Source organism: Lacticaseibacillus parakribbianus, assembly GCF_025490915.1.
Lineage (GTDB): Bacteria > Bacillota > Bacilli > Lactobacillales > Lactobacillaceae > Lacticaseibacillus > Lacticaseibacillus parakribbianus.
In genome coordinates this window covers 44,683-67,803 of the sequence record NZ_JANQBA010000008.1, presented here as the reverse complement: position 1 = coordinate 67,803, position 23,121 = coordinate 44,683, and the positions used below count along the sequence as shown (strand labels likewise).

General features: G+C 63.1%; 20 protein-coding genes and 2 tRNA genes. 5 read left to right on the top strand and 17 right to left on the bottom strand.

Annotated elements, in window-relative coordinates:
• Nucleotides 1-34 precede the first annotated feature (34 nt).
• Nucleotides 35-119, bottom strand: a tRNA-Leu gene (locus NUH19_RS08180).
• Between the two features lie 134 nt (nucleotides 120-253).
• Here NUH19_RS08180 and NUH19_RS08175 point away from each other — a divergent pair.
• Entirely contained in the window at nucleotides 254-868 is a 615-nt protein-coding gene (locus tag NUH19_RS08175; protein ID WP_262316066.1) for an ECF transporter S component, read from the top strand.
• A gap of 9 nt (nucleotides 869-877) precedes the next feature.
• A complete protein-coding gene (locus tag NUH19_RS08170; RefSeq protein ID WP_262316065.1) occupies nucleotides 878-1,339 on the top strand; it encodes a GNAT family N-acetyltransferase in 462 nt (153 codons plus the stop codon).
• A 149-nt stretch (nucleotides 1,340-1,488) separates the two neighbouring features.
• Here NUH19_RS08170 and NUH19_RS08165 read toward each other — a convergent pair whose 3' ends face one another.
• The 14 genes from NUH19_RS08165 to NUH19_RS08100 form a co-directional block, all read right to left on the bottom strand.
• A complete protein-coding gene (locus tag NUH19_RS08165; RefSeq protein WP_262316064.1) occupies nucleotides 1,489-1,947 on the bottom strand; it encodes a SprT family protein in 459 nt (152 codons plus the stop codon).
• 68 nt (nucleotides 1,948-2,015) lie between these two features.
• Nucleotides 2,016-2,774, bottom strand: coding sequence for an ABC transporter ATP-binding protein (locus tag NUH19_RS08160; protein WP_262316063.1), 759 nt, complete (start codon nucleotides 2,772-2,774; stop codon nucleotides 2,016-2,018).
• The gene (locus NUH19_RS08155; RefSeq protein WP_262316062.1) at nucleotides 2,767-3,666 is read right to left on the bottom strand and encodes an ABC transporter permease; all 900 of its coding nucleotides are present in this window, start codon (nucleotides 3,664-3,666) and stop codon (nucleotides 2,767-2,769) included. The genes NUH19_RS08160 and NUH19_RS08155 overlap by 8 nt, the downstream gene beginning before the upstream one ends.
• Nucleotides 3,663-4,667 (bottom strand): tryptophan ABC transporter substrate-binding protein, encoded by a 1,005-nt coding sequence (trpX, locus tag NUH19_RS08150; protein ID WP_262316061.1) that lies wholly within the window; start codon nucleotides 4,665-4,667, stop codon nucleotides 3,663-3,665. Before trpX ends, NUH19_RS08155 begins: the two co-directional genes overlap by 4 nt.
• A gap of 824 nt (nucleotides 4,668-5,491) precedes the next feature.
• Entirely contained in the window at nucleotides 5,492-5,929 is a 438-nt protein-coding gene (locus tag NUH19_RS08145) for a hypothetical protein (RefSeq protein ID WP_262316060.1), read from the bottom strand.
• Nucleotides 5,930-5,985: 56 nt separating this feature from the next.
• On the bottom strand, nucleotides 5,986-8,643 hold the full coding sequence (locus tag NUH19_RS08140) for a cation-translocating P-type ATPase (protein ID WP_262316059.1): 2,658 nt from the start codon (nucleotides 8,641-8,643) through the stop codon (nucleotides 5,986-5,988).
• Nucleotides 8,644-9,090: 447 nt separating this feature from the next.
• Nucleotides 9,091-9,921, bottom strand: a complete 831-nt coding sequence (gene nadE, locus NUH19_RS08135) for an ammonia-dependent NAD(+) synthetase (protein WP_262316058.1) — start codon at nucleotides 9,919-9,921, stop codon at nucleotides 9,091-9,093.
• Nucleotides 9,922-9,978: 57 nt separating this feature from the next.
• Nucleotides 9,979-11,439, bottom strand: coding sequence for a nicotinate phosphoribosyltransferase (locus NUH19_RS08130; protein WP_262316057.1), 1,461 nt, complete (start codon nucleotides 11,437-11,439; stop codon nucleotides 9,979-9,981).
• A gap of 279 nt (nucleotides 11,440-11,718) precedes the next feature.
• Complete coding sequence (locus NUH19_RS08125; protein ID WP_262316056.1) at nucleotides 11,719-12,420, bottom strand: GntR family transcriptional regulator; 702 nt, start codon at nucleotides 12,418-12,420, stop codon at nucleotides 11,719-11,721.
• Nucleotides 12,421-12,503: 83 nt separating this feature from the next.
• Complete coding sequence (gene proC / locus NUH19_RS08120; protein WP_262316055.1) at nucleotides 12,504-13,301, bottom strand: pyrroline-5-carboxylate reductase; 798 nt, start codon at nucleotides 13,299-13,301, stop codon at nucleotides 12,504-12,506.
• Between the two features lie 247 nt (nucleotides 13,302-13,548).
• A tRNA-Tyr gene (locus NUH19_RS08115) sits at nucleotides 13,549-13,629 on the bottom strand.
• Nucleotides 13,630-13,714: 85 nt separating this feature from the next.
• A complete protein-coding gene (locus NUH19_RS08110) occupies nucleotides 13,715-14,527 on the bottom strand; it encodes a metallophosphoesterase (protein ID WP_262316054.1) in 813 nt (270 codons plus the stop codon).
• A 104-nt stretch (nucleotides 14,528-14,631) separates the two neighbouring features.
• Nucleotides 14,632-16,110, bottom strand: coding sequence for a peptide MFS transporter (locus tag NUH19_RS08105; protein ID WP_262316053.1), 1,479 nt, complete (start codon nucleotides 16,108-16,110; stop codon nucleotides 14,632-14,634).
• Nucleotides 16,111-16,393: 283 nt separating this feature from the next.
• The gene (locus NUH19_RS08100; protein ID WP_262316052.1) at nucleotides 16,394-16,990 is read right to left on the bottom strand and encodes a TetR/AcrR family transcriptional regulator; all 597 of its coding nucleotides are present in this window, start codon (nucleotides 16,988-16,990) and stop codon (nucleotides 16,394-16,396) included.
• Between the two features lie 108 nt (nucleotides 16,991-17,098).
• Between NUH19_RS08100 and NUH19_RS08095 the strand changes: the two genes are divergently transcribed.
• A complete protein-coding gene (locus NUH19_RS08095; protein WP_262316051.1) occupies nucleotides 17,099-17,692 on the top strand; it encodes an ECF transporter S component in 594 nt (197 codons plus the stop codon).
• Nucleotides 17,693-17,786: 94 nt separating this feature from the next.
• Here NUH19_RS08095 and NUH19_RS08090 read toward each other — a convergent pair whose 3' ends face one another.
• Entirely contained in the window at nucleotides 17,787-19,583 is a 1,797-nt protein-coding gene (locus NUH19_RS08090) for a M3 family oligoendopeptidase (protein ID WP_262316050.1), read from the bottom strand.
• 90 nt (nucleotides 19,584-19,673) lie between these two features.
• On the opposite strand from NUH19_RS08090, the gene NUH19_RS08085 reads away from it, so the two are divergent.
• Complete coding sequence (locus NUH19_RS08085; RefSeq protein ID WP_262316049.1) at nucleotides 19,674-20,168, top strand: VanZ family protein; 495 nt, start codon at nucleotides 19,674-19,676, stop codon at nucleotides 20,166-20,168.
• Nucleotides 20,169-20,246: 78 nt separating this feature from the next.
• Nucleotides 20,247-20,987: a YebC/PmpR family DNA-binding transcriptional regulator gene (locus tag NUH19_RS08080; protein WP_262316048.1), complete on the top strand. Its 741-nt coding sequence runs from the start codon at nucleotides 20,247-20,249 to the stop codon at nucleotides 20,985-20,987.
• A 95-nt stretch (nucleotides 20,988-21,082) separates the two neighbouring features.
• Here the strand turns inward: NUH19_RS08080 and glmS are convergent, their stop codons facing one another.
• Nucleotides 21,083-22,894: a glutamine--fructose-6-phosphate transaminase (isomerizing) gene (glmS, locus tag NUH19_RS08075; protein WP_262316047.1), complete on the bottom strand. Its 1,812-nt coding sequence runs from the start codon at nucleotides 22,892-22,894 to the stop codon at nucleotides 21,083-21,085.
• Nucleotides 22,895-23,121: the final 227 nt, after the last annotated feature.

The following is a 23,121-nucleotide window of genomic DNA, read 5'->3' as shown; positions in this document are numbered from 1 at the left end:
AAAGGTCGCAACCGTAATCGGTTGCGACCTGCGCTGCGGGCAAGAAGACTCGAACTTCCACGGGCGCAATGCCCACAAGATCCTTAATCTTGCGCGTCTACCAGTTCCGCCATGCCCGCATGACTCATAAGCACAAGAAATAGTATATTAGGTGTGCGGACTAATGTCAACGACTTTTGTAATATTTCCGGGCGACGCAGCGCTCGCCAAACGCGGTGCGGTCTGCTACAATTTTGGCACACGGAGGTGCATCATGACACACAAGAACTCATCTTACCTGATCAGCATCCTGGGCGTGTTCGGCGCCTTGATCATCCTGCAGGCCTACATCCCGATGATCGGCTACATCCGGTTGTTTCCGATGTGGCCGGCGATTTCCACCATTCACCTCACCGTGATCCTCGGTGGCGTCCTGCTGGGCGTTCGCGGTGGTGCCGGCCTCGGGCTGCTGTGGGGCGTTGTCAGCCTGATCAAGGCCTACACCGGCGCCACCGACCCGATGACCCTCCTACTCTTCCAAAACCCCGTCATCGCGATTGTACCGCGCGTGGCGGTCGGCGTCGTCGCCGCATTGGTGTTCGCCGCCTTGAGCAAAGCGGCCGACAACCGCCGCGCGGCCGGCCTTAAAATGAGCCTGGCCGGTATCTGCGGGGCCTTGACCAACACCCTGTTGGTCATCGCCTTCACCTGGCTGTTTTTCGCCGGCCGAGCCAACGCGGTGGTGCCCGGTGCCAACGCCCAAAACCTCGGGTGGCTGCTCATCACCGCCTTTGCAATCAACGCGGTCGCCGAGGCCGGCATGGCCGCGGTGGTGACCCCGCTGCTCGGGCTGGTGCTGACCGATGCCAAGCGCCGGCGCCGGCGTTAGGAGGCCCTCATGATACGACCCGCAACGACCAGCGAGGCGGCGGCCGTCGCCGCCATGTACCAGGCACTGACCAAGGAGATGGCAAGCCTCGCGCCGCAGGTGTTGCGACCGCTGAGCGTGCCGGACCCCGCACTGTTTCGCGACTACAGCCAAGACCCTGCCAGCGCCGTGCTGGTGGCGACTGAGGCCGCGCAGCTGCAGGGGTTCGCCCTGGTGGTCACGGCCGAAACCGGCGTTGAGCCGGAGGCCGTGCCACACCGCTTCGCCTATGTCGCCGCGCTTTACGTCGCCCCGGCGGCTCGCCACGCCGGCCTGGGCCGCCAGCTAATGGCGGCGGTGGCGGCCTGGCAACAGGCCCAGCGCCTCGACTTCATCCAGCTGGACGTCCTCGGTGCCAATCAGGCCGCGCGGCAGTTCTACGCGAGCCTAGGCTATGCGACGGAGAATTTGACGCTGCGCAAGCGGCCCTGACTGGCCACGAACTGACGAAGACCCGGCCGCGGCGGCATCACCACCGCGGTCGGGTCTTCGTTTGGCTTGGCTGCAAGGGCTTCGCCCGGGCCTGGCCGCCGCCCCACGCCGCGTCGGCCGCCATCCTCGCCCTCCACAACCGGGCCGGGTCACCCCGGGTTGGGGCCGCTGACCAGCCGCAGCCGGGCCCCACAGCGGCCGCAGCGCAGCCGGCGCAGGTCGATGCGGCGCTGCCGCGGGTAGCGCAGGCCACAGGCGGTGCAGGCGTAGACGTAGCGCGGTGGTGACGGCGGGGTCAGCCGCGGGGCGTAGCGCAGACCGGCCACGGCCGCCAGCAGCGCCTTGAAGTCGGCGTCTTGGTGGCGAAAACCACGGTGCAGTCGATACAGGTGGTAGTGGCACAGCTCGTGTTTGATGATGCCCACCTGCACCGTGCGGTCGGCCGCGGCAAACAGCGCGGGGTTGAACTCCAAGTCAGAGCTGGCCAGCATGAAGCGGCCGCCGGTGGTTTTGAGCCGACGGTTGAACGTGGCGCGGTTGACGAACGGCCGGTGGAACCAGGTCTGCGAAATGTTTTCCACCAGCGCCTGCAACTCCTGTTCGGTCATACTGCTCCTTTCTGGCCACCAAAAAGCGACCGCACGACGCGGCCGCTTCTGGCGTAACTCGGTTAGCCTCAGCCGAAGTACTGCAGCAGGTCGGCCTGGGTCAACTTGGCCTTGGCCGCCTGGTCGTAATCGGCGACGATGCGCCCGGCGTCCAGCACGATCAGGCGGTTGCCGTATTTCAGCGCATCCTCCAGCTGGTGGGTGATCATCAGGCAGGTCAGGTGCTCACGGGCGACAATCTGCGACGTCAGCGCCATGATGGCAGCGCTGGTATGCGGGTCAAGCGCCGCGGTGTGTTCGTCGAGCAACAGCAGCTCGGGGCGGCGCATCGTGGCCATCAGAAGGCTCAGCGCCTGGCGCTGGCCGCCGGACAGCTGCTCGGTCGGCTTGTCCAGCGCGGCGTCCAGGCCGTTGCCGGTTTCGGCGGCCAACCGCTTGAAGGCGGCGAGCTGCCCCCGCAGGTTGCGCGGCGCCAGCGTCAGTCGAGCCCCGCGGCGCGTGGCCAGCGCGAGGTTCTCGGCGACGCTCATGCGCGGGGCGGTCCCCATCTTAGGATCCTGGAAGACCCGCGCGATCAGCCTGGCGCGTTTTTCCGGACTCAGGCGGGAGATGTCGGTGCCGGCCAGCGTGACGGTGCCGCCGGCCAGCGGCTTGTCGCCGGTGATCGCGTTGAACAGCGTCGACTTGCCGGCGCCGTTGTTGCCCAGCACCGTGACAAAATCGCCCGGGGCCACGGCCAGCGAAATGTCATTGAGCAGCGGTCGCACGGCCTCCCCGACCGCGACGTTGACCTGGACGTGTTGCAGTTGCAGCTGAGCCTCAGCCATTGTTGGTCACCCCGTTTCTCAGCACCCGGCGAATGCGCAGGCGCGACTCGACTTGCGGCACGGCGATCGCCACGGCCAAAACGACGGCGGAAATCACCTTGAGGTCGTCCGGGGCGAACCCGAGCTTCAGCACGATCAGCAGCACGAAGCGGTACAACACGCTGCCCAGCACCGTGGCAACCAGCCGCTGGCTCAAGCTGAGCTGGCCGAAGACCACCTCGCCGATGATGATGGCGGCCAGGCCGATGACAATCACGCCGATGCCCATGTTGACGTCGGCATAGCCGTTGTTTTGGGCGATCAGGCCGCCGGACAGGCCGATCAGCCCGTTGCCGATGGTCAGCCCCAGCACCTGCTGGTGGGCCGGGTTGATGCCCAGGCTCCGCGCCATCGTCGGGTTATCCCCGGCGGCGATGAAGCCCTGGCCGAGCTGCGTGTTCAAAAAGGCGATCAACAGCGCGACGACCACCGTGCAGACCACGGCGCCGACCACCACGCTGTCGGCGTAAACCGGCAGCGACTTGAGAAACGGGTTGTCAAACAGGTTGCGCTGATTGAGCAGCGACAGGTTCGCCCGGCCCATCACGCGCAGGTTGATCGAAAACAGCCCGGTCATCACCAGGATCCCGGCCAACAGCACCGGAATGTGGCCCTTGGTGGACAAAAGCCCGGTGGTCAGCCCGGCCAGCATCCCGGCCAGCATCGCCAAAAGCGTCGCCACAACCGGGTGAACCCCGTGGGTGATGGCCGCCACCGCGACGGCGGCGCCGAAGGGAAAGGTTCCTTCAACCGTCATGTCCGGAAAATCCAGGATGCGAAACGTCAGGAACAGCCCGACGCCGAGCAGCCCGTACAAGAGGCCCTGCCCGATTGCGGAAACGCCTAAACTCATTTGATCACTTCTCCGTTCTTTTCTGCCTTGGTGACCACGCTGTCTGGAATCGTGATGCCCAGCTTCTTGGCCACCTTGAGGTTGACGACCAAGTCGCCGGTGGTTTCGAAGTGGATCGGCGTGGTGGCCGGCTTCTTGCCCTTCAGCGCGGCCGCTACCATTTTACCAGTTGAGACGCCGAGGTGGAACTGGTTCAGGCCGATCGTGGCCAGGCCGCCGTCCTTGACCATCGTGTCAACGGTTGGGAAAACCGGAATCTTCTTGGCGTTGGTCGCGGCGACCAGCGTCTGCATGGCGCTTGCGATGGTGTTGTCGGTCGGGACGAACACGGCGTCGACCTGGCTGGCCATCTCGCCGGCCACCTGGTTCAAGTCGTTGGTGGAGCTGATGCCGAAGTCCTTGACGGTGAAGCCGTACTTAGCGGCCTTTTCATCGACCATCTTGGCCTGCGTCTGCGCGGAATCGTCGCTGGAGGTGGCGATCACGCCCAGCACCTTGGCCTTGGGCATCAGCTGGCGAATCAACTTCAACTGCGCGTCGATCGGGGCCTGGTCGGAGACGCCGGTGATGTTGCCGCCGGGCTTGGTGTTGCTCTTGACCAGCTTGGCCCCCTTGGGGTCGGTGATGGCGCCGAGGATGATCGGCGTCTTCTTGGTCGCGTTGGCCAGCGCCTGGGCGGCCGGCGTCGCGATGCCGACCACGACGTTGGCCTTCTCGTTGATGAAGCGCTCGGACATCGTCTTCATGTTGCTCTGGTCGTTTTCGGCGTTTTGGAAGTCAATTTTGACGTCCTTGCCGACGGTGTAGCCCTCATCCTTGAGGCCCTGCAAAATGCCCTTGTGAATCTGATCCAGCGCCGGGTGGCTCATCATCTGCAGGATGCCGACGGTCGGTACCGCCGCTTTTTTGGCGGCGGGTTTGGCGTCGTTGTGGCTGGTCACCGCGTAGGCGATGCCGATAAAGGCGAGCAAGGCAACAACTAATGCGATCATTCTTTTCATGGTTTTATTCTCCCTAATCCTTGGCTCCGGTGACAAAAAACGGCAGGTCCCCGCCATTGCGAAGATCTGCCGAAAAACACAAAAGTCCGCATAGCCCCAGTCTGTGGGTGTCTATGCGGACAAAACGGAAGCCAACATAGACACAACCTGCGCGTCTGGCAGGTTGTGTCCTCACAACCTACCTACTGTTGGCTTTGCCAGCTCTTGATGACAGTAGATAATTGAGTCATGTCTGCTTCCTCCTCGTTGATTTCTTGTGTCTAACGATAAGGCCTGGCGCAAGCGTTGTCAACCCCAGCGGCCGAAAAACTTCGGGCCGGCGCCGTCTCGCCCCGCGGCACGAAAAAAGCCGCCGCAACCCGACGCGTTGCGACGACCGCGCCGAAGCCACCGGACGCGGTGAATCCGGTGGCCTTGGCCTGATTTGATTACGTTCCTGGCTTCTGCTGACCGTGGTGGTGCCGTTGCACCCACTGGTTCCGGTCACCGCGCGGCTAACTCGCTTGGGAGTGGCGGTGGCCGGCCTGCAGCCGGTGGGGTGGTGCGAATCCGGGTCCCTGGTTTCCCCTCGCTTGATTCCGGGGTTGCACTAAAACTCTCGAGCTCAAAGCCGTGTGGCAATACACTGCGGCTTGGCATGGGTGGGGGCTGCGGTGCGAGCCGCAGGATGTGCCCCGCGCGGTGGATAACAAAGCAGCTGTGGCCTTATGCTGCCTCCCCGTGCAAGAATAATCATTCGCGGATAGCCTAACACCAGACCAATGTGCCGTCAAGCAATGTGACTCGGCGATTGGGCCACGCCACTGCCGACTTTGGCGCCTGGCTCAGATCAAGGCCGAAATTTTTTGCAGGTACTTCATCAGCTTGTCGGTGGCGACGTCTTGGTCGGCCTCGGCGGCGCTGAAGGCGGCCTCGTCCAGCTGCGCCGGCGCGTTGTGCAGCGCGGCGACCATCGCCTCACAGCCGGCGACGAACTCGGCGTAGGCGCCGCAAAGCAGCTTGTGGTTACCCATCAGCCGCGCAGGGGCGGCGACGCCCTGCAGCTGGGCCAAAAAGCCCTGGTACTTGGCGGTGCCTGCGGTGAAGCTTTGCAGCGTAGCGGCATAATCGGACTCGGCCACGTCGGCCACGGTGCCGGCGACGATCGCGTCCTTGAGGGCCTGGAACTTCGGGCTCATCGTCTCCTGAACGGCCTCGGTGTCTTCAATCACCTTGTTGACCAGCTGCCCGTAGCGGACCATTTTCACTTGATTCTTGTTCATGTTGACCTCCCAATAATAAAGCCCCGCGGCAAACCGCGAGGCAGGCTAGTTCTAGTTTACTTGTTTTTGCGCAGACGTAAAGCCAATTTCACCAGCTCGACAATCACGATGATCGCCACGCCGGCGCCGAGCACGGTCGCCCACTGGTGCCAGTCGAGGCTGGTCACGTGGAACAGGCCGTTGAAGCCCGGCACGAGGATGGTCACGGCAAGCAACAGGAACGAGGCGAGAATCGCCCAGTTGAAGGCCTTGTTGCGAAAGGCCCCGACGGTGAACAGGCTTTGGTGGATCGACTTGACGTTGAACGCATGGAACAGCTGGATCAAACCCAGCGTCGCGTAGGCCATGGTCAAGGCATCGGCGTGGATCGCGGCGTTGCCGCTATGCACCGGCCAGGTGATGCCGATGAAGTAGACGCCAAGCGTCAGCGCCCCTTCGAGCAGCCCCTGCCAGACCACCGCCTGGCCGACGCCGCCGGAGAAGAAGTTGGACTTGCGGCCGCGCGGCTTTTGCTTCATGATGCCCGGTTCCGTCGGCTCGACGCCCAGCGCGATGGCCGGGAACGTGTCGGTGACCAAGTTGATCCACAGGATATGCACCGGTGCCAGCAGGTCCCAGCCCAGCATGGTCATCATGAACAGGGTCAAGACCTCGCCCAGGTTGGCCGACAGCAGGTACTGAATGCTTTTTTGAATGTTGGAGAACACCTTGCGGCCCTCTTCCACCGCGATCACGATGGTCGAGAAGTTGTCGTCGGCCAGCACCATGTCGGACGCCCCCTTGGAGACCTCCGTGCCGGTGATGCCCATGCCGATGCCGATATCGGCGGCCTTGAGCGCCGGCGCGTCGTTGACGCCGTCGCCGGTCATCGCGACGACCTTGCCGCGCTTTTGCCAGGCGTTGACGATGCGAACCTTGTGCTCCGGCGCCACGCGGGCGTACACGCTGTACTTGGTAACGTTCTTGGCGAATTCCTCATCGGACTGCGCGTCAAGCTCGGCGCCGGTGATCACGGCGGCGTCGTCACCCGCGTCGATGATGCCCAGCCGCACCGCGATCGCCTCGGCGGTGTCTTGGTGGTCACCGGTGATCATCATCGGCCGAATGCCGGCGGCCTTGGCCTCAGCCACCGCCTTGGCGGCTTCCGGCCGCTCCGGGTCGATCATGCCGACCAAACCGGCGAAAATCAGGTCGGTTTCGACGCTCGCAGAGTCGATGGTGGTCGGCAGCGTGTCGATCACCTTGTAGGCCATCATCAACACGCGCAGCGCCTGCTTGGCCATGCCGGTGTTGGCCGCGAGAATCGTGGCGCGGTCGGCGTCCGTCAGCGGCGCCGTCACATCACCGGTGGCCAGCTGCGAGACCCGCTTGAGCAGCTGATCCGGAGCCCCCTTGGTCGCAATCAGGAAGCGGCCGTCTTCAAGCCGGTGAATGGTGGTCATCAGCTTGCGCTCGGAGTCGAACGGCACCTCGGCCACCCGCGGCGCGGCGGTCAGCTGCGCCGCCAGGTCGAAGCCTTGGGTCTTGCCATAGGCGACCAGTGCGGTTTCGGTCGGGTCACCGAGCATCTCGCCGTCCTCTTGAATCTTGGTATCGTTGGCAAAATTCATGATGGTCATCATCAAGTTGCCGCCGGCGATGCCCGCAGCCGCATCGTGCAAGGCGCCGTCGTAGTAGACCTTTTCGACGGTCATCTTGTTTTGCGTCAGGGTCCCGGTTTTGTCCGAGGCGATGATGTCCGTGGAGCCCAGCGTCTCAACCGCCGGCAGCTTGCGCACCAAGGCGTTGCGCTTGGCCATTTTCTGCGTGCCAAGGGCCAAGATGATGGTGACGATGGCCGGCAGCCCCTCAGGAATCGCGGCGACGGCCAGCGAAATCGCGGTCAAAAACATCTCGGGCAGGCTGGCCGCCTGACGCCACAGGCCGACGGCAAAGACGATCGCCGCGATCACCAAGATCATCAGCGTCAGCGACTTGCCCAGCTGCTTGAGGTTCTCCTGCAGCGGCGTCGTCGTCTCCTCCGCCGCGTTGATCATGCCGGCGATGCGGCCGACCTCGGTTTGCATCCCCGTCGCGACCACCACCCCGACCCCGCGGCCGTAAGTGATGTTGGCGTTCATGAAGACCATGTTGGTGCGGTCGCCGATGCCGACCTCGCCGCCGTCAAGCGCCGCGGTGGTTTTTTCCACCGGTACCGATTCGCCGGTCAAGGCGGATTCCTCGGCCTTCAGGTTGGCGGATTCGAGCAATCGCAAGTCGGCCGGCACCACGTCACCGGCCTCGAGCAGCACGATGTCGCCGACCACCAGATCCGGGCTCGGCACGGTTTCAACCGCCCCGCCCCGCCGCACATGGGCGTTGGGCGTGGCCATCTGCGCCAGCGCGTCGATTGCCTCTTCGGCCTTGCTTTCCTGGAAAACACCGAACACCGCGTTGAGCAGCACCACGGCCAAGATGATGCCGGCGTCGGCCCATTCGTGAACCACCACGCCGGCCACCAAGGCGGCGACCAGCAGCACAATGATCATGAAGTCCTTGAACTGCGCCAAAAAGCGCTGCAGCAGGGTCTTTTTCTCTCCCTTGGCCAAGGCATTGGGGCCGTTGTCGGCCAGGCGCTTGGCGGCGTCTTGGGGACTCAGGCCGCGGGTCGCGTCGGTGGCGGTGGCCGCCAGCACCTCTTCTGGGGTCTGGGCGTAAACAGGTCGTTGCGTCAATTGAATTCCTCCTCGTCGTAGGACAGGGGCTCGCGTCTGAAAAAAAGAGACTTATGGCCGCCCAAACAGGCTGGTCATAAGTCTCACAGATTAAGGCAGCGCCAGAATATTCGCCTAGCTGGTGGCGCTGCCACGGCCGAGGCCGCGCGTTACTCCCTTATGTCTATCATCAGTATACGGGCTCAACCGCCAGCTGGCAAGTGCCTTCGCACAAACTCGGAGGGACTTGGTCGCAAGACCGAATAAAGCGCCCGCCGCATGGCCGCCAGCACAAGGCCGCCGGCCGCGGCGCCCGAGGCGTCTGAGCCGACCTTGGCCGCGCCACAAGCCCCGATTAGGCCCGGTGCTGACGCCAGGGGCGATTCGGCCGAGCCGGCCGCGGCACCAGGGCGATCCGAGCCGCAGTCGCGGCGGCCCGGGTTCACGCGGCGAGCCACCGGTTGCCGCCTACTTTTCCCAGAAGTCGTCGAACACCGTAATCGGCAGGTGGCGCTTGTGGGCAGACTTGCGGTACCAGGACTCGATGGTGGCCGCGGCCTGGTCGGCGACCGGCTTGCCCTCGAGGTAGTCGTCGATGTCGCGGTACGAAACCCCCAAGGCGACCTCGTCGGGCAGCGCCGGGCGGTCCTCCTCAAGGTCGGCGGTCGGCGCCTTTTGGTACAAGTGAGCCGGGGCCCCCAGCGCCTGGAGCATCGCCGCGCCTTGGCGCTTGTCCAGGCGAGCCAGCGGCGTCAGGTCGGCCCCGCCGTCGCCGAACTTGGTGTAAAACCCGGTGACAGCCTCGGCGGCGTGGTCGGTGCCGATCACCGCCCCGTGGCGAGCCGCGGCGATCGCGTATTGCGCGATCATCCGGGCCCGGGCCTTGATGTTGCCCTTGTTGAAGTCGGTCACGGTAACGCCGTTTTGCGCCACCGCGGCGACCATCGCGTCGACCGAGTCCTTGATGTTCACCCGCGCGGTTTCGTCGGCCTTCATGAAGGCGATCGCCGCCATCGCATCCGCCTCATCGGCCTGCTCGCCGTATGGCAGCCGCACCGCGATAAAGCGGTAGTCGGCGTCGCCGGTTTCTTGGCGCAGCTCGCTGACCGCCATTTGGGTCAAGGTCCCGGCCAAAGTCGAATCCTGGCCGCCGGAAATGCCCAGCACGTAAGTTTTCAAGAACGGGTAGTGGCGCAAGTAGCGCTTCAAAAAGTCGACGCTGCGGCGAATCTCAGCCTGCACATCGATGGTTGGCGCCACGTGCAGCGCCTGGATAATCTCTGCTTGTTGTTCGTTCATGGTTTTGGCTCCTTTTGTCAACGTAAAGTGGCCTGCCCGGCAGGCAGACCACAGTTTTTACAGCTTGCCCTTGGCGACCTTGGTGCGAATGTGCTTAATCAGGTTCATCTTGTTGTCCCAAAGCGCCTGCGACAAGTCGACCGGGTACTCCTGCGGGTTCAAGACGCGGGTGTACTCGTCCCACAGCGAATCGACGCTTTGCATGCAAAACGCGCGAATCGCGTCGAGCGTCGGCAGCGCGTAGACCTGCTCGCCGTGGTCGAAAATGTCTCGCAGCACCGGCCGGGCATTGAAGTCCGTCACGGTCTTGTTGATGTACGTGTAGCTGGGGTGGAACATGTACAGCTCGTCTAAGTCCTTGATGTCCTCGTCAAACAGCGAAATATAATCCCCCTCGGACTTGCCGTTGCTGCGCCGCGTGATGCGCCACACCTGCTTTTTGCCCGGGGTCGAGACCTTCTCGGCGTTGCTGGACAGCTTGATGGTGTCGACCATCGCACCGTTCTCGTCTTCGATGGCGACCAGCTTGTAAACCGCGCCCAAGGCCGGGTGGTCGTAGGCGGTGATCACCTTGGTGCCGACGCCCCAGGTGTCAATCTTGGCGCCTTGCATCTTGAGGTTTTGGATCGTGTGCTCGTCCAAGTCGTTGGAGGCCACAATCTTAGTTTCGGTGAAGCCGGCCTCGTCGAGCTGCTGGCGAACGCGCTTGGAGATGTAGGCCATGTCACCGGAGTCGATGCGAACGCCCTGGAAGTTGATCTTGTCGCCCATTTCCTTGGCCACGCGGATCGCCGCCGGCACCCCGGATTTCAGCGTGTCGTAGGTGTCCACGAGGAAAACGACGTCGCGGTTGGCCTCGGCGTAGGCCTTGAAGGCGGTGTAATCATCGCGGTAGGCCTGCACCAGCGCATGCGCGTGGGTGCCGGAAATCGGAATGCCGAACAGCTTGCCGGCCCGGACGTTAGAGGTCGCGTTGAAGCCGCCGATGAAGGCCGCCCGGGTACCCCAGATCGCCGCCTCGGTCTCCTGGGCGCGGCGGGTCCCGAACTCCATCAGCGGGTCGTTGCCGACCACGGCGCGGATGCGGGCCGCCTTGGTCGCCACCAGCGTCTGGTAGTTGATCATGTTCAACACGGCGGTTTCGACCAGCTGGCCCTGAGCCAGCGGCCCCTCGACCTGCAGAATCGGCTCGTTGTTGAACACCAAGTCGCCTTCCACCGCCGAGCGAACGCTGCAGGTGAACTTGAAGTCGCGCAGGTAATCCAGGAACGCCTGCGGGTAGTCCGTGGTTTCCTTCAGGTAGGCCAGGTCGCTCTTGGTAAAGGTCAGCTGGTTGAGGTAGTCGACCACGTGCTCCAGCCCGGCGAACACGGCAAAGCCGCTGCCGAACGGCAAGTCGCGGAAGTAGACTTCAAACACCGCGTTCTTCTCCGCGATGCCCTGCTGCCAGTACGTGTACATCATGTTCAGCTCGTAAAAGTCTGTATGAAGGACCAAACTGTCGTCTTCATAAGTCATGCCAAAATTCTCCTTTGTCGGTGCCTTTTTGCGTGAATGATTTCACCAATTACGTTGAATTATACCAGACTTTCAGCAAGAACGCGCGTTATTTGCTGAATCCGTGTCAGGACAGGCGGAGCCGCCGGCCCCCGGGGCCGCCGCGCGGCCGGACCAGTCCCGCAGCGGCCACCCCACGCGGCCAGCGAGCGGCGCAACCGTCGACCCCCGCCGCCGTTTTCTGGAACCGCGGCGCAACCAAAAACCCCGCGGCCGAACCGGCCGCGGGGCTTTTGTGAGTTAGCGTTCCAGGTAGAACTCGAAGCGTTCGCCGACGTACTGGGTGCGAACGTACTCGAAGGGGCGGCCGTCTTGCAGCAGCGACACCTGGCGCAGCCGCAAAATCGCGGAGCCGCGCTTGATGTCCAGGAAGTCGGCAATGCGTTCAGAGGCGACCTGGGCGCTGACGGTTTGGGTCGCGCCGCCGAGGTGGTAGCCGCCTTTTTTCTCCAGCGTGTGGTAGAAGGACTTGGTCACCTCGCCCTTGGAGAAGTCCTTCACCAGCTCGTAAGGCACGGTGGCCACCTCGAAGCTGATCGGCACGGCATCGGCGTAGCGAATCCGCTCCATGCGCAGCACCTGGGCCCCCTCGGCCAGCTGCAGCTTCTCGCTTTCGGACAGCGAGGGCTTGGCGATGTGGTAGGAAATGGTCTTGCTGGACGGCGTCTTGCCCTGGGCCAGCATGATGTCGGTGAAGCTGGTCACGCCGCTGACTTTCTCTTGCACCTTCTGGTTGGCCACGAAGGTGCCGGCCCCGATGCGCCGCTCGAGGATGCCTTCGTCGACCAGGGTCTGAATCGCCTGGCGCAGCGTCATGCGGGAGACGTTGAAGGTCAGCGCCAGGTCGCGCTCGCTGGGAATGCGATCGCCGATCTGCCACTTACCCGCCTCGATTTCCTGTCGAATCTGGTTGTGAATTTGAATATAAATTGGAGATTCCAAAGTCGTCGTCCTTCCTAATTACCGTTTCCCTATCACCTTAACTGGTATAGACCGAAAAAGCAACCCCTGACGCCAATTTTTCGCTAGTCTTCTTGATCCTTGGCGATAGTGGCATCGACCCCGGTCACGACCGCACCCATGAAGCCGGCCGCCTCCATTGCCAGCAGCCCCGCCACCGTGGTGCCACCCGGGCTTGAGACCTTGTCGATCAGATCGAAGGGACTGTCCGGGCTTTGCAGCACCATCGCCCCGGAGCCCAGCACCGCCTGAGCGGCGATTTTGGTCGCCTCCGCCTTGGTCAGTCCGTACTTGACCCCGGCGCGGCTCAGCGCGTCGATGAACAGGTACACGAACGCCGGGCTCGAGCCGGCCAGCGCCACGAAGGTGGAAAAATGCGCCTCGGCCAGGGGAATCGTCTCACCCAAAGCCTTGAACAACCCGACCACCGCGGCCAGCGCCGGCTGGGCCGCCGGGTTGGCGGCGTAGGCGGTCATCCCCGCGCCAATCGCCACGTTCAGGTTGGGCATCGTGCGAACCAGCGGGTAATCCTTGGTGCCCAAGTACCCCTCGATCTGAAGAATCGACACCCCGGTCATCAATGACACCAAAACCGGCCGCCGGTCAAACAGCGGCGCGTGAATCTCCGCAATGATGTCGCTGGCCAACCTGGGCTTGACCGCCAGCACCACCACGTCGCTTTGGGCGACGACGCTCGCGTTGTCCGGGGCCGTCGCCACGCCGCTGGTCGCCGCGTAGGCCTCGTAATGGGCCGGGGTCCCGCCGTGAATCACAATGTCTGCGGCGGCGACGGTGCCGGTTTTGATCAAGCCGTCGATGATGGCCTGCGCCATGTTACCGGCGCCGATGAACCCAATTTTCATAGTCTCGCTCCCTTGTGTTTCCTATAGCCTAGCCGATGCACGGCGCTAGGTCAACACCGCCGTGGCCGAAGTTGAAAGCCGAAGCAAGGCCGTTGATCACCCACCGGCTCGGCCAGTTGGGCTGCGCTGCCGCAGCTCCGGTTTCGTCGACCGCTGCGGCCTGGCCCCCAAGCGTCAGCCGTTTTGCTCACCCCGCCGGCCGCCGCTTTGAACACAAAAAACGGCCTGCCGCAGCAAGCCGTCGTGATGGAGGATCTAGGATTCGAACCTAGGAACCCGAAGGAACGGATTTACAGTCCGTCGCGTTTAGCCTCTTCGCTAATCCTCCGAAACGCTGAACGAATCAACGTTTAATAATATACAAGAAAGCCGCGGAATTTGCAACGCTTTTTTTGCGCCTCGCGGCCGCCGGCTCAGGCCTGAAGCACCACCAAGGTGTCGCGCCATTCCGCGAACCAGTCATGGCCCTGCCACTCGTGCAGCCGCTTGATGCCGTAGCCCATCGGCCGGTGCCAGTAGGTGGTCGCCCCCACGGTCAGCGGGGCGTCGCGGCGGTGCAGGTGGCCGAACACCACATCCGCCACCCGCCGGCTTTCCAACAGCGCCCCCAGGCGAGCGGAACCCATCACCGCCGTGGCCATCTGCCAGCGCGGATGGTCTGGGGCGTACACCATCAAAAGCGGCGTCGGCACAAAATGCGTCGCGTAGATCACCCGCCGCCGCCCAACGGCGTCAAGCGCCGCCTCAGTGGTCGCCAGCACCCGATTCATGCGTTGGGCATCGGACACCGGCTGGTCGATCGCGCCGTCGATCCAGTAGGCCTTTTTCCACCGGGCAAACTGGGCCGCCGTCTGGTGCAGGTCGCCTGGCGCCAGGCTGTAATCGTACCAGCCGTTGTTGCCGACGATCACGGTGTTGGTACCGGGAATCGCCAGCACCCGCTCGTGCAGGTACAAGGGGTCGGCCGGCCCCTGCGCCGCCTGGTAGCTGATGCCGTTGACCAAGTCGTGGTTGCCGGCCAAAAACCGCACCTGCGTCTGCGGGGCAAGCGCGGCGAGGTGGTGGAAAAACGCCCGGCTGCGGCGAAAGTCGTTGAAAGTGTCCCCGGCGTTGACGTAAACGCCGACGCGCTGCTGACTCAGGTAGGCCGCCTGCCTGGCCGCCACGGCCGCCGGCTCCAGCTTGTTGACATCGATGTGGTTATCCACGCTAAAGGCTAGTTTCATGCCGCACCTCCCCGTTCAGTATACCATCTCGAAGGCCCGGTCGCCGCAGCCGGCCGCGGCGGCCGCGCCGAATCGCGCAACCGCCTGTCGATGCGGCAAGCCGCTCAGTTGATGCCTTGCATCAGTTTTTCAATTCGCGGAATCAGGAACCACAGCAGCACCGCAAAGCCGATGGTGACCACCCCGACCACCGTGAAGTAGGCGACCTCGGTGGCCGGCGTGTAGAGCTTCACAATCTGGGCGTTGATCGCCTGGGCCGCGGCGTCGGCCAAAAACCACATGCTCATCATCTGGCTGGCAAAGGCCTTGGGGGCGAGCTTGGTGGTGACCGACAGCCCCACCGGCGAGATCAGCATCTCGGCGATTTCGACAATCGCCCAAGACAAAACCAGCCACAGCGGCGACACCCGGGTGTTAGTGCCAAACAGCAGCACCGGAATCACCATCACCAGGTACGACAGGCCGGTGAACACCAGGCCATAGGCGAACTTCTTGGGCGAGCTCGGCTGCCTTTTGCCCAGCCGCACCCACAGGGTCGCAAAAATCGGCCCGTACAATAGGATGAACAGCGGGTTCAGCGTCTGGAACCACCCCGGCAGAATGTGGAAGCCGCCGAAGTTCAGCTGCGTCTGATCGGCGGCAAACACCGCCAGCACCACGGACCCTTGCTCCTCAATCGCCCAAAACAAAACGGCGGCGATGAACAGCGGAATGTAGGCCCAGACCCGGGATCGCTCCACCTTGGAGACCTTGGGACTCTTCAGCATCATGATGAAGTAGGTGATCGGCACGGCCAAGGCGATCACCGTGATCACCGTGATCACATTGGCGATGCTGAAGGCGCCAAAGCCGGCCATGACGGCGAACACGACGGCAAGCGCCGCGATGCCCAACCCGACCTTGATTAACAGCGGCCGCACCTCACCGGGCTGCAGCGGGTCCGGCGCCACGTTGTCCGACGGGTTGATGTACTTGCGGCCATCGACCACGTAGAAGATCAGCCCGATTGCCATGCCAATCGCGGCCACGGAGAAGCCGACGTGGAAGTTGTAGCGGTCTTGCAGCCACGGCACCACCAGCGGCGCGATCAGCGAGCCGAAGTTGATGCCCATGACGAAAATGCTGAAGCCGGCGTCGCGGCGCAGGTCGTTTTCCGGGTACAGCGAGCCGACCATCTCGGACACGTTGGGCTTGAGCAGCCCGGTGCCCAAGACGATCAGGCCAATCGAGGCGAACAAGGCGCCGGCCCCCATCGGCAGGCTCAGCACGATGTGGCCGAGCATGATCAGGATGCCACCCCAAAACACGGTTTTGCGGCTGCCCAGCAGGCGATCGGAAATGAAGCCGCCGATGGTGCTGCTGAGGTAAACCAGCGAGCCGTAAATCGACATGATCGACAGCGCGGTCGGCTTGTCGAAGCCCAGGCCGCCCTTGGCCACGGCGTAGTACATGTAGTAGATCAGGATGGCCCGCATCCCGTAGTAGCTGAACCGCTCCCAAAACTCGGTCATGGACAGCGTCAAAAGCCCCCGCGGGTGACCCAGGAACGTTTTTTGCGAATTTTGTTTCAAGATTATCTGCATCTCCTCATTCGGGCTTTGAACGGCCGAGACCGGCAGCCAAGCACAAGTCTCGATTATACGCCGGGCTCAAACCGCCCACAAATCGGAAACGGCCGGTGCCATGGACTTCTCATTCAGTCCGGCCCGGCCGCTTGCGGTCAATCCTTGTCCATGAGGGCGTGGCAGGCGTTCACGATGCCGAGACACCCCGGCTCAAAAATGAGAGCCAAATTTTAGACAATGAGGAATATATGAAATTACACTAATTCTTATTAAAAACCCAGTCACCGTTCTCAACTACCGCTCAGCGCGGTGCCACCCAGGGCAGGCCGGCCTTCAGCAGCCGCCACTGGCTTTCGATCTGCTCCGGCGTCAGCCCGGAGGTCAGCGCCAACACGTTCATCCCCTCGATGGTGAACATCACGTGCTCGGCCACCGGCGCCAGCGCCACGTCCAAAAGCACCCCTTGGGCAACCCCCAGCCGCAGAATCGAGAGGATCGTCTCCTCGGTGGTCGCGTATTGGGCGCGTTGGAAGGCGTGATCCGCCGGGCGCTTGTGCGTGAAGGCGTACTCGTACATCGCGCGAAGCATCGAATCGTTCATCTGGTGCAAAAGCCGGTTCTTGTGGCCGGCCAGGTAGGCGTTGAACAAGACGGCAAACGGCACGTTACGCGCCGCGGCGGCTTTCACCCCGGCGAAGCGGTGGCTGGCCTTGGCCTGCACCACGGCGGTGAACACCTCGTCGACCGACTTGTAGTACAAGTACAGGCCCCCGCGGCTGATCCCGCTGGCCGCCACCAGGTCGCTCATGGTCACCCCGATCAGGCCCTTTTGGCTGAAGACCCCACGCGCCGCCTGGAGAATCGCGGCGCGTTTTTTTTCCCTGAGCTGATCTGACATCGAATTGTCCCCTTTTCGTCAAAAATGCGTGACAGCGCTCACACATTGTGGTTTAATTGGCACAAAATGACACGCGTGTCATAATCGGACACGCCATGGAGGCCAACCATGCACAACCGACAATCCGTCTACCGCCTGACCATTCGGGCGCTGCTCACCGCCTTGATCATCGTCCAAACCATGACGATCGGCTTCATCCCGCTGGGCTTCACCTCGCTGACCGTGATTCACATCACCGTGATCGTCGCGGCCATCGTCTTGGGCCCGTGGGACGGCATGTTCATCGGCCTGATGTGGGGCCTGTTCACCATCATCCGGGCGCTGACGGCGCCGACGACGCCGCTTGACCCGATCATTTTCACCAACCCGATCGTGGCGGTGGTACCGCGGGTCTTGGTCGGCCTAGTCGCAGGCGTCACCTTCAACGCGCTACGCAAGCGGCTCCACACCGTCGGCGCCAGCATCGTGGCCGCGGCGCTTGGCACCCTGACCAACACGATCTTGGTGATCGCCCTGATGGGAACATTATACACTGGCACGGTCGCTAAGGCCTACGGGGTCACCTCAAGCGGCCTGCTCAAGGTCTTGATGGGCGTGATCGCCGCCAACGGGGTGCCCGAGGTCTTAGGCGCCGTCATCCTGACGCCGATCATCGTGTCGGCCCTGTTCTCCGTTCGCCGGCTGCACCTGCGTCGCGACTAACCGCGCGGCCGCACGATCCACGCCAACACCGTGGCGCAACGCGCTTCACTGGACACCAAAGGCGAGCATCCGCAGATGCTCGCCTTTTTGCTGGCTAGTGAAGCGTGTGGCTCAGGTCGCTGAAGGCCTGGGCGTCCTTGGCCGCCAGGTCGATGCCCTGCTGCCAAAAATCCGGTTGCGTCAGGTCGACGCCCAGGTGCTTTTGGGCCAGCTCTTCGGTCGACATGTTGGCCGTGTCTTGCAAGAGCGCGATGTAATCGTCCTCGAAATCGCCGCCTTGGGCCTGGGCCTTGGCGTAGATGCCGCTTGAGAAGAGGTAGCCGAAGGTGTACGGGAAGTTGTAAAACGGCACGTCGTCGATGAAAAAGTGCAGCTTGTTGGCCCAGTACATCGGATCAAAGCTGCTCAGGCCCCCGGCGTAGGCCTGCTCCTGCGCCGCCTGCATCAGCTCAGACAGCTCGCTTGCCGTCACCAGCCCGTGCTCGCGCCGGTCGTAGAAGCTGCGTTCGAACAGGTACCGCGCGTGGATGTTCAAAAACATCGCCAGCGGGTTGCTCATCTTGGCGTCCAGCAGGTTGAGCTTTTCGGCCGGGCTGGTCGCGGCCTTGACCGTCGCGTCGGCGACGATCAGCTCCGCGAAGGTGGAGGCCGTCTCCGCCACGTTCATCGCGTAATCGCGGCGCATCGCCGGGAAGTCCTTGAGGATGCTGCTGTGGAACGCGTGGCCGAGCTCGTGGGCGATGGTCGAAACCCCGGCGGCCGAGCCGTCGAAGGTCATGAAGATCCGCGCCTCCTTAACGTCCGGCACCGAGGTCATGTAGCCGCCGGCGATTTTGCCCGGGCGATCCTCCGCCTCGATCCAGCCGCTTTCAAAGGCGTGTTGCGCAAAGGCCGCCATCTTCTTGGAGAACTTGGCGAAGTTGGCGATGATGAACTCAGCGGCCTCGTCGAAGGTGTAGGTCTTTGGGACGTAATCGCCGACCACCACCGGGGCCCATTGGTCCTGCCAGGCCATCTTCGGTTGCCCGGCCAGCCGCGCCTTTTCGTCTAGGTAGGCGACGAACGGCGCCTTGTTGGCCGCCACGCTCGCCCACATCGCGTCGAGGCTGGCGCGGCTTAAGCGGTTGAGCTCAAGCGGCTTTTGCAGGTAATCGGTGATGCCATGGGCCCGGTAGTTACTCAGGCGGAAGCCGGCCAGGTGGTTCAGGGTGTCGGCGAAGGGCTGCGCGTGAGCGGCCCAGGTCTTCTCCCAAACGGCAAAGGCGTGAGCGCGGTTGGCGGCGTCGGGGTCGCCTTCAAAGCGGTTTTGCGTCTGCCCCGCCGAAAGCGGCTGCCCCCCTTCGTCGATGGCGAAGTGCAGGTCGGCGCTCAAGTGGTCGTAGTGGCTGGACCAGCCGTTGAAGCCGTCAAGCGCCAGCCGGTCGATCAACGCCTCGGTGGCGTCGTCCAGGAGTTCCTTGCCGTCGCGGCGCATTTCGCTCAGGCCGAATTGAATCGGGGCCAGCGCCGGCACCGCGGTCAGCTTGGCGAAATCAGCGTCGGGCATGGCGGTCAGCTTCTTGATCAGGGGCGTCAGCGCGGCGCCAAAATCGGTGCTGAGCGTCTGGATTTTGGCCGCGACCACGCCGGCCTGCTGGTTGGCGGTGTCGGCGGATTGGATCATGTTGGCGAAGGTCGCCGTGGTGGCCAGGCCGCTTTCGACATCCTCGTACAGCGCCATGATGGCGGTGAAGCCGGCGTAGTTCAAGTCGGCGGCGGCGTCCCAGGCCGCGATGCGGTCGGCGAGCCGCGGCAGCTTGGCCGCCACGTCCTCAATCCGCGCCGTCAGCTGCGGGGATGCGATGCCGCCGGGGAAGATCGAGTCCAGCTGCCAGGTGATGGAATATTTCATTAAAATTACCTCCAACAAATGATTGCGTTCATTATAGCATGGCCCAGTGTGCTATGATTGAGGACAAAATTGATTCTAGTGGAGGCCCTCATGCGCGTCATCAAAAAATACGGCTGGCTGATTCTGGCCGGCGCCATTGTGCTGACCCTGTTCATCAGCTCCAGCATGTCCTATCAGCAGCAAACCGTGGTGCCGCTTTTGAGCCGCTGGCTGCCGGAGCAGGCGCCGTGGCCGTGGCTGGCCGGCATTCACTTCACCTACGCCAACGCGCCGATCAGCACGGAAGCGATGGGCTTTCCCGCCTTCGTCGAGTTCTTCATCAGAAAGGCCGCCCACTTCTCGATTTTTCTGGTGTTCAGCTTCGCCTTGAGCCACGGCCTCACCCGGCTGGCCCACCGCCCGGGCTGGCACAGCCTGGCCGGCGTGGCGGCAAGCTTCGTGCTGGCGGCCGGCGACGAGTTCCACCAGTCCTTGACCCACGGTCGCTCGCCGCTGTTTCAAGACGTCATCTTGGACACCTGCGGGGCGGCGGTCGGCGCCCTGCTGGCCTTTTGGCTGTGGCGCAGGCACCGCTCGCGGCGCTAAAGGCGTTGTGTGACCTCACCAAATTTGGTATAATAGGACCGCTTATGTGCATCAATAATTTTGAAAAGAGGGTTTACGATGTCAGGACACAGTAAATGGCATAACATCCAGGGCCGCAAGAACGCCCAGGATGCTAAGCGCGGCAAAATTTTCCAGAAAATCTCCCGTGAGCTTTTCATGGCAGCAAAGCAAGGTGGTTCTGACCCCAACAACAACCCGGCGCTTCGGTTAGTCATGGATAAGGCACGTGCTGCCAACATGCCAAAAGACAACATCAAGCGTGCCTTAGATAAAGCTGAAGGCGGCGACACCACCCGCTACGACGAAGTGACCTACGAAGGTTACGGCGCCGCCGGGATTGCCATTCTGGTCGAAGCACTGACCGACAACAAGAACCGCACCTCCTCCAACGTTCGCGTGGCCATCACCCGCCACGGTGGCACGATGGCCGGTGCCGGCGCGGTTTCCTACATGTTCGACCGCCGCGGGATGTTCGTGATCGACCGTGAGGACCTCGACGTGGATGAAGACCAGATGTTTGAGGCCGTGCTCGAGGCCGGCGCCGAGGACCTCCAATCCACCGACGACGAATTCACCATCTACACCGACCCTAAGGACTTCGCCGCCGTGCGTGATTCCTTGGAAGGCCAAGGCTTCAAGTTCACCACCGCCGAGCTGACCATGGTGCCGCAAAACACGGTGCCGGTGCCAGCCGAGAAGCTTGAGACCATGCAGAACATGATCGACGCCCTCGAAGACGACGATGACGTCCAAAACGTCTACACCAGCGCCGAATGGCCCGATGACGACGAAGACTAACCACCCAAACACCGCCCAGGCGGTGTTTTTTTGTCGCTCAGACCACCCAAAAGGCCCGGCCCTTCGCAGTCGTTGCGAAGGACCGGGCCAACTTATTACTCCACCGTCACGGACTTGGCCAGGTTGCGCGGCCGGTCGACGTCGTAGCCGCGGTCAAAGCTCGTGAAGTAGGCCAGAAGCTGCCCGACCACGATGGTCACCAGGGGCGTCAGGGCCGCGTCGAGGTCGGCCACCACCAGGTCATCGCCGGGCTGGGCCAGGCTTTGGGTCGCCACGCGCAGCACGTGGCCGCCTCGGGCCTCGACCTCCTGGGCGTTGCTGCGGGTGTGGGCGGCCGTCACCGGGTCGCTGATGAAGGCCGTGACCGGCGTCCCCGGCGTGATCAAGGCGATGGTGCCGTGCTTGAGCTCCCCGGCCGCAAAGCCCTCGGCCTGCACGTAGGAGATTTCCTTGAGCTTGAGGGCCGCCTCCAGGCTCACCGCGTGGTCGACCCCGCGACCGATGAAAAAGGCGTCGCGCGTGTCTTCAAACATCGCGGTGGCCAGCGCGTGAATGCGGTCGGTTGCGTCGAGCACCGCCTGCTGCCCCGCCGCCGCCAGGCTGAGCTGATGCGCGACGTCGAAGCTTGCGGCGGCCGGCACCCGCTTGGCCTGGCCCAGCGCCGTGGCCAGCAGGGCCTCAACGGCAATCTGGGCGGTGTAGGCCTTGGTCGAGGCCACCGCGATTTCCGGTCCGGCGTGCAGCCCCAGCGCAAAATCCGCCTCCCGCGCCAGCGTCGAAGTGGCGACGTTGGTGATGGTCAGGCTCTTGAAGCCCTGCTTTTGAATCGCCACCAGCACCTGGCGGCTGTCGGCGGTTTCGCCGCTTTGGCTCAGGAAAATGAACACGGGGTGAGCCGAAAGCAGTGGCTGGTGGTACCCGAACTCCGAGGCCAGATGCACTTCGGTCGGCACGTTGGCCAGCCGCTCGAACAGCGGTTTGCCGACCAGCCCGGCGTGGTAGCTTGTGCCGGCCGCCACGATGTACAGGCGATCGGCCGCCGCAAGCAGCTTGAGCAGCGCCGGGTCGACGACCGGGGCCGCCGCGTCCGGGGCGTAGGCCGTCACCAGCCGCCGCATCACCGCCGGTTGCTCGTTGATTTCCTTGAGCATGTAATACGGGTACGGCCCCTTGTCGGCGGCCCCGTCGGTGATGGTCACGGTGATCGGCTCGCGCAGGCGCTGCTCACCGGCCAGCGTTTCGATCCGGCAGGTGGTGGCCGTCAGCGTCACCACCTCGCCGTCCTTGAGCTCGATGAACTGATCGGTCAAATCAAGCATCGCCAAGGCGTCGGATGCGACCACGTGAAAGCCATCCCCCTGCCCGATCAAAAGCGGACTCTTGTTTTTGCCGACGTACAGGTGCGACGGGTCCAGGCGATCCACCAGGCAGCAGGCGTAGGAGCCTTCGCAAAGGCTCAGCGCCTGCTTGAAGGCCGCCACCGTCGCGGTCCCGGATTGGACAAAGGCGGCGACCAGCTGCACCAAAACCTCGGTGTCGGTGTCCGACGCCAAAGTGACGGCGGGCAGGTACTGCGCGGCCAGCGCCTGGGCGTTGGTGATCACGCCGTTGTGAACCAGGTAAAAGCGGTCGTCGCTTGAGCGCTGCGGATGGGCGTTGGCCTCGGTCGGCTTGCCGTTGGTCGCCCAGCGCGTGTGACCGATGCCCATGGTACCGGTCACGGCCGGTGTGATTGCGGCCTCAAGCGCCGCAATCCGCCCGACCCGCCGCACCAAGTGGTCGTGCCCCTGCTGGTCATTGACGTACAGCCCGGCCGAGTCGTAGCCGCGGTACTCCAGCTTCTCCAGCCCCTTCAACAGCACTTGGGTCGCATCCTGCCTGCCGATCACACCGACGATTCCACACATAAACGCTCAACATCCTTTATTGGTATATTCCGTTTGCAGCGAATTGGTTCTAACGGTATGACCAACTATAATGCCGTTAGTAGGCGCGTGTCAACTGATTTTGGATAATTGGTATTAATTAAATTTTGGTATCGGTCTTGTCGTCACGAGTCACGCGATCGCACCACCCCCAGGCCGGGCACTGTGCTTGACCACCGGCCAAAAAAAAGACCCGGTTGCCCGGGTCT

Excerpts from the sequence above, each read along its gene's own strand:
- NUH19_RS08155 (WP_262316062.1), bottom strand. The coding sequence starts at position 3,666 with ATGAGTTTAGGCGTTTCCGCAATCGGGCAGGGCCTCTTGTACGGGCTG.
- NUH19_RS08080 (WP_262316048.1), top strand. The coding sequence starts at position 20,247 with ATGTCAGGACACAGTAAATGGCATAACATCCAGGGCCGCAAGAACGCC.
- proC (WP_262316055.1), bottom strand. The coding sequence starts at position 13,301 with ATGAAAATTGGGTTCATCGGCGCCGGTAACATGGCGCAGGCCATCATC.
- NUH19_RS08145 (WP_262316060.1), bottom strand. The coding sequence starts at position 5,929 with ATGAACAAGAATCAAGTGAAAATGGTCCGCTACGGGCAGCTGGTCAAC.
- NUH19_RS08090 (WP_262316050.1), bottom strand. The coding sequence starts at position 19,583 with ATGAAATATTCCATCACCTGGCAGCTGGACTCGATCTTCCCCGGCGGC.
- NUH19_RS08105 (WP_262316053.1), bottom strand. The coding sequence starts at position 16,110 with ATGCAGATAATCTTGAAACAAAATTCGCAAAAAACGTTCCTGGGTCAC.
- NUH19_RS08110 (WP_262316054.1), bottom strand. The coding sequence starts at position 14,527 with ATGAAACTAGCCTTTAGCGTGGATAACCACATCGATGTCAACAAGCTG.
- NUH19_RS08160 (WP_262316063.1), bottom strand. The coding sequence starts at position 2,774 with ATGGCTGAGGCTCAGCTGCAACTGCAACACGTCCAGGTCAACGTCGCG.
- NUH19_RS08085 (WP_262316049.1), top strand. The coding sequence starts at position 19,674 with ATGCGCGTCATCAAAAAATACGGCTGGCTGATTCTGGCCGGCGCCATT.
- glmS (WP_262316047.1), bottom strand. The coding sequence starts at position 22,894 with ATGTGTGGAATCGTCGGTGTGATCGGCAGGCAGGATGCGACCCAAGTG.
- NUH19_RS08170 (WP_262316065.1), top strand. The coding sequence starts at position 878 with ATGATACGACCCGCAACGACCAGCGAGGCGGCGGCCGTCGCCGCCATG.
- NUH19_RS08175 (WP_262316066.1), top strand. The coding sequence starts at position 254 with ATGACACACAAGAACTCATCTTACCTGATCAGCATCCTGGGCGTGTTC.
- NUH19_RS08130 (WP_262316057.1), bottom strand. The coding sequence starts at position 11,439 with ATGACTTATGAAGACGACAGTTTGGTCCTTCATACAGACTTTTACGAG.
- NUH19_RS08165 (WP_262316064.1), bottom strand. The coding sequence starts at position 1,947 with ATGACCGAACAGGAGTTGCAGGCGCTGGTGGAAAACATTTCGCAGACC.
- NUH19_RS08095 (WP_262316051.1), top strand. The coding sequence starts at position 17,099 with ATGCACAACCGACAATCCGTCTACCGCCTGACCATTCGGGCGCTGCTC.
- nadE (WP_262316058.1), bottom strand. The coding sequence starts at position 9,921 with ATGAACGAACAACAAGCAGAGATTATCCAGGCGCTGCACGTGGCGCCA.
- trpX (WP_262316061.1), bottom strand. The coding sequence starts at position 4,667 with ATGAAAAGAATGATCGCATTAGTTGTTGCCTTGCTCGCCTTTATCGGC.
- NUH19_RS08100 (WP_262316052.1), bottom strand. The coding sequence starts at position 16,990 with ATGTCAGATCAGCTCAGGGAAAAAAAACGCGCCGCGATTCTCCAGGCG.